The sequence below is a fragment of the Micromonospora sp. NPDC050276 genome (genome assembly GCF_044459545.1).
Lineage (GTDB): Bacteria > Actinomycetota > Actinomycetes > Mycobacteriales > Micromonosporaceae > Micromonospora.
Map to the genome: position 1 here is coordinate 240,036 of NZ_JBITJA010000001.1, position 10,126 is coordinate 250,161.

At 69.1% G+C, this 10,126-nt stretch carries 9 protein-coding genes; all 9 read left to right on the forward strand.

Annotated elements, in window-relative coordinates; translation table 11 throughout:
* Nucleotides 1–30 precede the first annotated feature (30 nt).
* The 9 genes from ACIBF8_RS01175 (at nucleotide 31) to ACIBF8_RS01215 (ending at nucleotide 9,955) form a co-directional block, all read left to right on the forward strand.
* Nucleotides 31–906 (forward strand): sugar ABC transporter permease, encoded by an 876-nt coding sequence (locus ACIBF8_RS01175; protein WP_396780311.1) that lies wholly within the window; start codon nucleotides 31–33, stop codon nucleotides 904–906.
* 168 nt (nucleotides 907–1,074) lie between these two features.
* On the forward strand, nucleotides 1,075–1,797 hold the full coding sequence (locus ACIBF8_RS01180; RefSeq protein WP_396780312.1) for a glycosyltransferase family 2 protein: 723 nt from the start codon (nucleotides 1,075–1,077) through the stop codon (nucleotides 1,795–1,797).
* On the forward strand, nucleotides 1,794–2,204 hold the full coding sequence (locus ACIBF8_RS01185; RefSeq protein WP_396780313.1) for a hypothetical protein: 411 nt from the start codon (nucleotides 1,794–1,796) through the stop codon (nucleotides 2,202–2,204). The genes ACIBF8_RS01180 and ACIBF8_RS01185 overlap by 4 nt, the downstream gene beginning before the upstream one ends.
* Before the next feature lie 4 nt (nucleotides 2,205–2,208).
* Nucleotides 2,209–3,588: a hypothetical protein gene (locus ACIBF8_RS01190; RefSeq protein WP_396780314.1), complete on the forward strand. Its 1,380-nt coding sequence runs from the start codon at nucleotides 2,209–2,211 to the stop codon at nucleotides 3,586–3,588.
* Nucleotides 3,589–3,649: 61 nt separating this feature from the next.
* Nucleotides 3,650–3,991 (forward strand): hypothetical protein, encoded by a 342-nt coding sequence (locus ACIBF8_RS01195; RefSeq protein ID WP_396780315.1) that lies wholly within the window; start codon nucleotides 3,650–3,652, stop codon nucleotides 3,989–3,991.
* A gap of 276 nt (nucleotides 3,992–4,267) precedes the next feature.
* Nucleotides 4,268–5,335 carry a BMP family protein gene (locus tag ACIBF8_RS01200; RefSeq protein WP_396780690.1) on the forward strand — a complete coding sequence of 356 codons (1,068 nt, stop codon included), beginning with the start codon at nucleotides 4,268–4,270 and terminating at the stop codon, nucleotides 5,333–5,335.
* A 249-nt stretch (nucleotides 5,336–5,584) separates the two neighbouring features.
* A complete protein-coding gene (locus tag ACIBF8_RS01205; protein WP_396780691.1) occupies nucleotides 5,585–7,159 on the forward strand; it encodes an ABC transporter ATP-binding protein in 1,575 nt (524 codons plus the stop codon).
* 156 nt (nucleotides 7,160–7,315) lie between these two features.
* The gene (locus ACIBF8_RS01210; protein WP_396780316.1) at nucleotides 7,316–8,671 is read left to right on the forward strand and encodes an ABC transporter permease; all 1,356 of its coding nucleotides are present in this window, start codon (nucleotides 7,316–7,318) and stop codon (nucleotides 8,669–8,671) included.
* Between the two features lie 3 nt (nucleotides 8,672–8,674).
* Nucleotides 8,675–9,955 (forward strand): ABC transporter permease, encoded by a 1,281-nt coding sequence (locus ACIBF8_RS01215; protein ID WP_396780317.1) that lies wholly within the window; start codon nucleotides 8,675–8,677, stop codon nucleotides 9,953–9,955.
* Nucleotides 9,956–10,126: the final 171 nt, after the last annotated feature.

Here is a 10,126-nt window from a genome sequence, read left to right on the forward strand (position 1 = left end):
CCCGCAGTCGCGAACAGAAGGGGTGATCGCGTGAGCGCGAGCCCCCGCCGGCGTCGTAACCGCTGGTTCGCCCAGGTCGGCTGGCGGCATCTGGTCGCTCTGCTCGGCGTGCTGTTCAGCCTGTTTCCGATCGTGTTCGTGCTGTCCGCGGCGCTCAACCCGCTCGGCACGCTGTCCACCACCGAGCTGGTGCCGACCGGCGGCGTGTCCCTCGACAACTTCGGCGGGCTGTTCGAGCGAACCGCCTTCGGGCGATGGTTCCTCAACTCGCTGCTGATCGCCGGGGTGGCGTCGTTCGCCTCGGTGTTCCTCTCGGCGCTCGCCGCGTACGCCTTCTCCCGGATGCGGTTCCGGGGCCGCCGGGTGGGGCTGCTCGCACTGCTCCTGATCCAGATGTTCCCGCAGTTCCTGGCGATCGTGGCGATCTATCTGATCTTCGGCACGATCACCGACCTGTGGCCGTCGATCGGCTTCAACACACCCTGGGGCCTGCTGCTGCTCTACCTGGGCGGCGCGCTCGGCGTGAACACCTGGTTGATGAAGGGTTTCTTCGACACGCTGCCCCGGGAGTTGGACGAGTCGGCGACCATGGACGGCGCCTCGCACGCCCAGGTCTTCTTCCGGATCATGCTGCCGCTGGTCGCGCCGATCCTGGCGGTCGCCGGGCTGTTGGCCTTCATCGGCACCATCAACGAGTTCCTGATGGCCAACGTGTTCCTCACCAGTACCGACTCCAAGACCCTGGCGGTGGGGATGTACGGCCTGCTGGAGGGTAACGAGCGCAACAACAACTTCGGGATCTTCGCGGCCGGCACCCTGCTCACCGCGATCCCGACGGTGCTGGTCTTCCAGTTCCTCCAGCGGTACATCGTCTCCGGGCTGACCTCGGGGGCGGTCAAGGGATGAGACCGGGGGTAGTCAGTCCCGGGGTGTCGCGAGGTAGGGTGCTTCGGCGTTGCCCCAACGCTGCTCAGCGATAGCGGGCCAGCGAATGTGTGGCGAGCCTGCTTCACTAGCCGCTGGTGACCCGCCGCCCTTCATTCGCCGTCCGGTGCTGTTCCCGGGGAGACTCACGTGCAACTGTCGATCTTGATGCCGGTTTACAACGAAGCGGAACGCGTCGCGGAGGCCCTGAAGCAGGCCCTCGCGGTGCAGTACCCGTGTGAGATCGAGATCGTGGTGGTCGACGACGGCAGTACAGACGAGACCGCCGAGATCCTCGGTCGGATGGATGACGCGCGACTGCGGGTCGTGACGCATCCGCGCAACGCCGGCAAGGGCGCGGCGATCAAGACGGCGGTGGAGAGCGCCCGCGGCGAGTACATGGTGATCCTGGACGCCGATCTGGAGTACGACCCACAGGACATCCCGAAGCTGTTGGAGCCGGTGTTGGACGGGCACGCGACCGTCGTCTACGGCAACCGCACCTTCGGCAGTCACAGCGCCTACAGCTTCTGGTACGTGGTCGGAAACCGGGGCGTGACGACGGCGGCGAACGTCCTGTTCAACTCCTACATCGGCGACCTGGAGACCTGCTTCAAGCTGATGCCGGTGGAGCTGTACCGGTCGCTGAACATCCGGTCCCGTGGGTTCGGCATGGAGGCCGAGGTGACGGGAAAACTGCTCCGGCGACGGATCCGTCCCTACGACGTACCGATCACCTACCGGGCGCGGGGCCGGGCCGAGGGCAAGAAGATCACCTGGCGGGACGGGGTGGAAGCGCTGTGGATCCTGGGCCGGGAACGGGCCCGGCGCCGTCCCGACGGCATCCCCGCCGAGACGCTCGCGGGTCGATGATGACCACCAAGCACCGGGACCCGACGACGATCGCCCGTGTCGTCGTGGCAATCGTCGGGGTGGGCTGCCTGCTGCTTACCGCACAGGGCGCCGTGCAGGCCGCCGGTCGTGGCGTGGCCCTGATGGCCGACCGGGAACACGACCTCACCGCACACCAGTACCAGGTCGACTTCGAGACGCTCTGGCGTCAGTTCGTCGAACAGGTGCCCTCGGGCAGCCGGATCTCCCTCGTTCCGGCCCGCGCCAACAAGGACCTGTGGCATCAGCGGTTGAGCGAGTTCGCCGCGCTGCACGGGTGTGTGGTGGTCCAGGGGACGCGGTGGGACTACTCGGTGGGAGTCGCCCTGGTGGAGCGGAAACGGCCGTCCAGCGCTGGCGCGCGGTTGGTCGTCCGGAAGGCCGACTGACGAAATGGACCCCACCCCGATTCTCGCCGTCCTCGCCCTGCTCGTCGCGGGTTTCCCGCTGGCCTTCGCGATCCTGCGCAGCCCCTTCCTCGCGCTGCTTCTCGCGCCTCTGGTGACGGCGCTGTTGAGCACCGTCGCGGTGGTCCTGATGCTGGTCGTCGGCGGTCCGCTCCCGCTCTGGGTCGCCCTGGTGTTGGCTGCCGGCGCGGCCGGCGCCTGGTGGCTCTTGCGCCGCCCCGGCGAGCCGGTGGCGTACGGCGGTTGGTCGCACGCGCTGCTGATCGCGCTGCCGCTGCTTCCGCCGTCTCTCATGATCTTCGAGCCGGCCTACCAGTGGGACGCGCACTCGATCTGGTGGCTGCACGCCGGTTACTTCGCCAACGGAAGCGAGTACGCGCGTGCGGCGATCGGCAGCCCCGCCTTCGTCTTCTCACACACCGACTACCCGCCATTCGCCTCCGCGCCCGTCGCGGCCGTGTGGAGCGTCGTCGAGCCGGACTTCCGTACCGCCCAGCTGGTTGGCGCGGCGGTCACCGTCTCCGCGATCGCGATGCTGGTCCACCTGGTCCGGCGGGCGCTGGATCGGGTATCGGCCCCGGTGGCCTGGGTGCTCGCCATGGGGGTGGGTCTGACGTCCTGGTCGACCGTCACGTACGGGGTGACCGGCGGCCTCGCCGACGCGCTCTGGTCCGCCGCCTTCGCCGGCGCGGTGGTGGCCCTGCTGCTCAGTGCCGATCCGCTGCGCCGCCCCCTGTTGCCGCTGTTGCTGCTGACCGTCGCGGCGCTCACCAAGAACGAGGGCTTGGTGGCCGCCGCGGGTGTCGCACTGCTGGTCACCCTGCGGGCCCGCGCCGACCTGCGGCGCGCCGCGCTGGTCTGGCTGCCGGTGCTGGCCGGGGGCGCCTGGGCGCTGCTGGCCCGCCTGCTGGATGCCCAGTCGGACATCACCAACGGCAGCTCGGGTGGCGGGACGTCCCGGGACGTGGAGCTGGTGGAGCGGTTCCAGCTCACCATCACGGCCCTGTGGGGCGTGGTCGGTTCGGTGCTGGTAGGCGCCGCGGTGGTGGCGGTGCTCGGCACGCTGTTCCTGCGGGCCCGCCGCCGTGCGACCGGGCTGGCAGCGGACGGCTGGGTGTGGGCGGCCAACGGGTACTACCTGGCCGTTCTGGTCGGGACCTACCTGACCGGCCCGAACGACATCGAGTGGTGGCTGTTGACCTCGGTGGAACGGGTGACGCTGCCGGTGATGCTCCTGTCGGCGGTGAGCCTCGCGGGATGGGTCGCCGTCGCGTTCGGCGGCGATCGCCGCGCGGAGCCGCAACCGGTGCTCGACGAGCCGCGCGAGCCAGCGCTGTCGGGTGCCACCCCGAAGGCGACCGGCTGATCGGCGCCCCTCGGCGGTTCCCACTACTACAATCCGTCGTTCATAGGGAAGTATGGTGAGCGTGGAAGCTCTCAGACTCATCCTCCTCTACGTCCATCTGATCGGGTTCGCCCTGCTGCTCGGCGGCTCGATCGCCCAGTACCTCAGCGACCGGCTACGGATCAACCCGGCCATGCTGTGGGGCGCGGTGATCCAGTTGCTGACCGGACTCGGCCTCTCCGCGCCGCTACGCGATGGCGACGAGCCGGCGCCGGCGAAACTTGTGACGAAGTTGGTGATCGCCCTGCTGATCTTCGTCATGGTCTTCTTCTCCCGGAAGCGGGACGTGGTCAACCGTGGTCACTTCCTCGCGATCGTCGGTCTGACCCTGGTCAACGCGGCGGTCGCGGTCTTTTGGCGGTAACGTCCGGGGGAGGGGGACCCCCGGAAAACCGGACGTTGCGGACGCCTTGGCGCTCGGTTACCAGCACGAAGAGTGACTTGCCCCACGCAAGGGTTACACCCGGGTAACAGGCGCTCAACAGTCGTGCACGATTGTCGGCCGGTGGGTGGGCGCGGGCGTACGCTCCCGTCCGTAACGTGGGACAGCCGGCGGCACACCGCAGGTCGGCTGATGGGCTGCCACCGCACTAGGCGCGGTGTGCAATGGGAAGGAGACGTCTTGCGCTCGGTGCGTGGGATGCGGATCGCCTCGATCGTCGCGGTGGGTGGGCTCGCGCTCACCGCCGCCGCTTGTGGCGAGGCGCCCAAGGATGACAACAACGCCGGCAGTGGCGCCAAGAAGTTCAGCGCCTGCATGGTTACCGACGTTGGCGGCATCGACGACAAGTCGTTCAACGCCTCGGCCTGGAAGGGCCTGCAGGAGGCCAAGGCCGCCAACGACAACATCGACATCAAGTTCGTCGCGTCGAAGGCGGAGGCCGACTACGAGCCGAACCTGACGCAGTTCGTCAACCAGAAGTGCGACTTCATCCTGGCGGTCGGTGGCCTGATGGCCAACGCCACCTCGAAGATCGCCAAGGCGAACCCGAACCAGGAGTTCGGCATCGTCGACGCCAACCCGGGTGACGCCAACGTCTACCCGATGCAGTTCGACACCGCGCAGGCCGCCTTCCAGGCCGGCTACCTGGCCGCCGGGATGAGCAAGACCGGCAAGGTCGCCACCTACGGTGCCGTGCCGATCCCGCCGGTGACGATCTTCATGGACGGCTTCGTCGACGGTGTGGCGTACTACAACACCACCAAGAAGAAGAACGTCCAGGCGCTGGGTTGGAACAAGGAGACCCAGAAGGGCTCCTTCTCCAACGCGTTCGACAAGCAGGACGAGGGCAAGAAGGTCTCCGACGCGCTGGTCGCCCAGGGCGCGGACATCATCATGCCGGTCGCCGGCGGCTCCGGCCTCGGCACCACCGCGGCGGCCAAGGCCTCCGGCGGCAAGTACAGCACCATCTGGGTGGACGTCGACGGCTGCGAGAGCACCCCGGACTGCTCGGCGATCATCACCACCGTTGTCAAGAACATCCCGGACGCCGTCAAGGAGGCCGTGGTGAAGGCCGCCGCCGGTGACAAGCTGCCGGCCAAGCCGGGCTTTGTCGGCACCCTGGCCAACAACGGTGTCTCGATCGCCCCGTACCACGACTTCGAGAGCAAGGTCCCGGCCGAGCTGAAGACCGAGGTCGAGAAGATCAAGGCGGACATCGCCGCCGGCACCATCACCGTCACCTCGAAGGCCCAGCCGACCAAGTGACAACCGGCCGGCCGCTCCGGTGAGATCATCGGGGAGGTCGGCGGGGGACAGGTACGACCGATCGGCCGCTCTGGCTCTGCGGGTGCCCCGCGGGGTTGGAGCGGCCGATCGCGCACCACGTCAACGGACCGCTCCGGCCGGGTTGACGGCAGCTAGGCTGCACCATCGCTCGCACTCCAGGAGGTTGCGCTGAGACTCGAACTGCGCGGCATCACCAAGCGGTTCGGTGATCTGGTCGCCAACGATCACATCGACCTGACGGTGGAGCCTGGAGAGATTCATGCCCTGCTCGGCGAGAACGGCGCGGGCAAGTCGACCCTGATGAACGTGCTCTACGGGCTCTACCAGCCCGACGAGGGCGAGATCCTGGTCGACGGCAAGCCGCTGAAGCTGAAGGGCCCATCCGACGCGATCGGGGCCGGGATCGGCATGGTGCACCAGCACTTCATGCTGGTGCCGGTCTTCACCGTCACCGAAAACATCATGCTCGGCGCCGAGCAGGTCCGGGGCGGCATCGCCGGCTTCCTGGACCGGCGGCGCGCCCGGCGCGAGGTCACCGAGGTGTCCGAGCGCTACAACCTGCGGGTCGACCCGGACGCGGTGATCGAGGACCTGCCGGTCGGCATCCAGCAACGGGTCGAGATCGTCAAGGCGCTCACCCGCGACGTCGACCTGCTCATCCTGGACGAGCCGACCGCGGTGCTCACCCCCCAGGAGACCGAGGAACTGCTGACGGTCATGCGGTCGCTCAAGGCGGCCGGCAAGTCGATCGTCTTCATCACCCACAAACTTGGCGAGGTCAAGGCCATCGCCGACCGGATCACGGTGATCCGACGCGGGAAGACCGTCGGCACCGCCTCGCCGGAGGCCAGCCGGGACGAGCTGGCCGCGTTGATGGTCGGCCGCAACGTCCGGCTCACCGTGGACAAGACCCCGGCCACGCCGGGCGAACCGGTGCTGGAGGTGGCCGGGCTGGTCGTCGACGACGACCGGCAGATCCGCGCGGTCGACGGGGTGGACCTGACCGTGCGCGCGGGCGAGGTGCTCGGCGTGGCCGGCGTACAGGGCAACGGCCAGACCGAGCTGATCGAAGCGATCATGGGCCTGCGGCCGGTGCTCGCCGGCACGGTGAGCCTGACCGGCGACCGGATCGACGGCTGGAAGCCCAAGAAGGTGCTCCGGGCGGGCGTCGGCTACGTGCCCGAGGACCGTAGCGTCGACGGCCTGGTCAAGGAGTTCAGCGTCGCGGAGAACCTGGTGCTGGACATCTACGACCGGCCGCCGTTCGGCGCGGGGCTCGCGCTGAAGCCGGACGCGATCGCCGCCTCCGCGAAGGAGCGGATCGAGCAGTTCGACGTCCGTACCTCATCGGCCGACGCGGCGGTGGGCACCCTTTCCGGCGGCAACCAGCAGAAGGTGATCGTGGCCCGGGAGCTGTCCCGGCCGCTGAAGCTCCTCATCGCCGCCCAGCCGACCCGTGGTGTCGACGTCGGGTCGATCGAGTTCATCCACAGCCAGATCATCCGCGAGCGGGACGTCGGCACCGCCGTCATGGTGGTCTCCAGCGAACTCGACGAGGTGATCGGGTTGGCCGACCGGATCGCGGTGATGTACCGCGGTCGGATCATCGGCATCGTCGGCCCGGACACCCCGCGCGAGGAGATCGGCCTGCTGATGGCCGGCATCAGCCCGGACGCGGCCCACGAAGCCGTCGCGGCACCCACCGCCGACGAGCCCGGCGCGGCACCGGCCGCCGACAAGCCCGGGGTGGTAGACGGGAGCCCGGCGCGCGACGCGGGCTCCGCGAGCGAGGACGAGGCATGAGCGAGCGCCAGCGAGCGAATCATCGTTATCGGGGGTTGGTGCCTCATGGCGTCACGCAGCGAAGCGGAGTGACGGCATGAGCGAGCGCCAGCGAGCGAATCATCGTTATCGGGGGTTGGTGCCTCATGGCGTCACGCAGCGAAGCGGAGTGACGGCATGAGCAACCCCAATCCGCAGTCCGGGTCGCCGGACAAGGAGCCGGTGAGCGAGGCGCAGGCCGCGCAGAACGCGCTCGGCAACACCGAGCGTGCCGAGCCGGCGACCGTGCCGGGCAGCCCGGCGTCGGAGCCGAAGCCGAGCCTGGGCCGGTTGTTCCTGGACAACCTCTGGGCGGCCAACACCTTCACGGTGACCCTGCTGTCCCTGGTGCTCGCGGTCGTGGTCGGCGCGGTGTTGATGATCATTTCTGATCCGGACGTGCTCTCCACCTACTCGTACATCACCTCCCGCCCGTCCGATGCGATCAACTCGAGTTGGACGCTCGTCAGCGAGGCGTACGCGAACCTGTTCAAGGGCTCGATCTTCGACCCGGAGGCGTTCTCCGGTTGGTTGGACGGCGCCAACGGCTGGCAGGCAGTGCTCGCGCCGATCTCGGAGACGCTGACCTACGCGGCGCCGCTGGTCTTCACCGGTCTGTCGGTGGCGCTGGCCTTCCGGGGCGGCCTGTTCAACATCGGTGCCCAGGGTCAGGCCACCATCGGCGTGATCATGGCGGCGCTGGCCGGCTTCCTGCTGCCGCTGCCGCCCGGCCTGCACCTGCTGGTGGCGGTGCTGGCCGGCGCGCTGGGTGGAGCGATCTGGGGCTTCATCCCCGGCATCCTCAAGGCCCGCGCCGGCGCGCACGAGGTGATCAACACGATCATGCTCAACTACGTCGCCACGTACTTCCTCACCTGGCTGATCGTGCAGAACGGGGTGCAGGACCCGACCCGTACCGACGCGATCAGCAAGGCGGTGGACAGCTCCGCCCAGCTGCCCCGACTGCTCGGCGACAACCTGCGGGTGCACGCCGGCATCCTGCTCGCCGTGCTGGCCACCTGGGCGGTCGCCTGGCTGCTCAACCGCTCGACGCTCGGCTTCGAGCTGCGCGCGGTCGGCGCCAACCCGGATGCCGCTCGTACCGCCGGCATCAGCGTGACCCGGACATACATCCTGATCATGGTCTTCGCCGGCATCCTGGCGGGCCTCGGCGGCTCCAACATGGTGCTCGGATCGACCGCCAGCGCGCTGACCCCGCTGGTGGTCGCGCAGATCGGCTTCGACGGCATCCTGGTGGCACTGCTCGGGCGGGTGAAGCCCTGGGGGGTGCTGCTCGCCGCGCTGCTGTTCGGGGCACTACAGGCCGGGGGTAACCGGATGCAGTCGTACTCCGGGATCTCGCTGGAGCTGGTGACCGTGCTTCAGGCGCTGATCGTCATCTTCATCGCCGCGCCGGCCCTGGTGAAGGCGATTTTCCAGCTCCGGGCCGCACGCGCCGCCCGGTTGCAGACGAGCCTGGCGAAGGGCTGGTAACTCATGTCCACCATGGCTGTCCCCGACATCGCGGTCGCTCCGGTCGACGAGGGCTTCTGGACCCGCAGCCGCAAGGTCGGCCTCACGCTGCTGGGGCTCGGCCTGCTGGCGGCGGTGCTCTTCGGCGCGCTCGCCACCGATCAGCAGGCCCGCTTCACGCTCAGTGACGACGCGGCCGGCGCCGCATTGGAGATCAACGGCACGATCGGGGCGATCCTGTTCGGGATCATCGCGATCGCCGCCGGCGCGGCGCTGCTGGCCGGGGTGCCGAAGCGATGGTTCCTCACCGTGCTCGGCGTCGGGCTCGTCGGCTTCGTGCTCTCGTTCCTCTGCTGGCAGGTCTCCGCCGCGCCGGCCGGGCAGAACTTCATGCCGCTGGTCAACATCATCCGAGGCACGTTCATCCTGGCCCTGCCGCTGATCTTCGGTGCCCTCGCCGGGGTGCTCTGCGAACGCTCCGGCGTGGTCAACGTGGCCATCGAGGGTCAGCTGCTGATGGGCGCCTTCAGTGGTGCCCTCTTCGGCAGCATCTCCGGCAGCGTCTGGGTGGGCCTGGTCGCCGCCGCCATCGGCGGTGCGCTCATCTCGCTGCTGCTGGCCGTCTTCGCCATCCGCTACCTGGTCGACCAGGTCGTCATGGGCATCGTGCTGAACCTGCTGGCGGTCGGCGTCACCGGCTTCCTCTACGAGCGGCTGATGCAGACCGACGCGCAGAAGTACAACAGCGCGCCCCGCTTCAGCAACTGGGAGATTCCGCTGCTGAAGGACATCCCGGTCCTCGGGCCGGCGCTGTTCCGCGGCAACATCTTCCTCTACCTCGGGCTGCTCCTGGTGCTGGTGATCCACATCGGGCTGTTCCGCACCCGGTGGGGGCTGCGGACCCGCTCGGTCGGTGAGCACCCCATCGCCGCCGACACGCTCGGCGTCAAGGTGCTGCGGGTGCGCTACCGCAACGTGCTGCTGGCCGGCGTGGTCGCCGGCATCGGCGGCGCGTCTTACACGCTGGCGCTCTACTCGTTCACCAAGAACATGATCGGCGGTAAGGGCTTCATCGCACTGGCAGCGCTGATCTTCGGCCGCTGGAACCCGACCGGCGCGCTGCTCGCCGCGCTCTTCTTCGGTTTCGCCGATCAGCTTGCCACCTATCTCGGCGCGATCAGCAGCTCGATTCCCAGCCAGTTCCTGGCCATGCTGCCCTATCTGGCGACCATCCTGGCGGTCGCTGGGCTGGTCGGCCGGGTCCGGGCACCGGCCGCTGACGGCAAGCCGTACATCAAGGGTTGACCGGCGCGGTCCGGTGCGCCGTAGGCGATGGAGTCAGGGGGGGGGGGGCGCCGCCGGGCGCCCCCCCCCGGGGGGGGGGGGGGGGGGGGGGGCCGCGCCGCCCCCCCCCCCCCCGGGCGGGGGGTGGGCGCGGGGGGGGGGGGGGCCGGCGGCCACCCCCGCCCCCCCGCA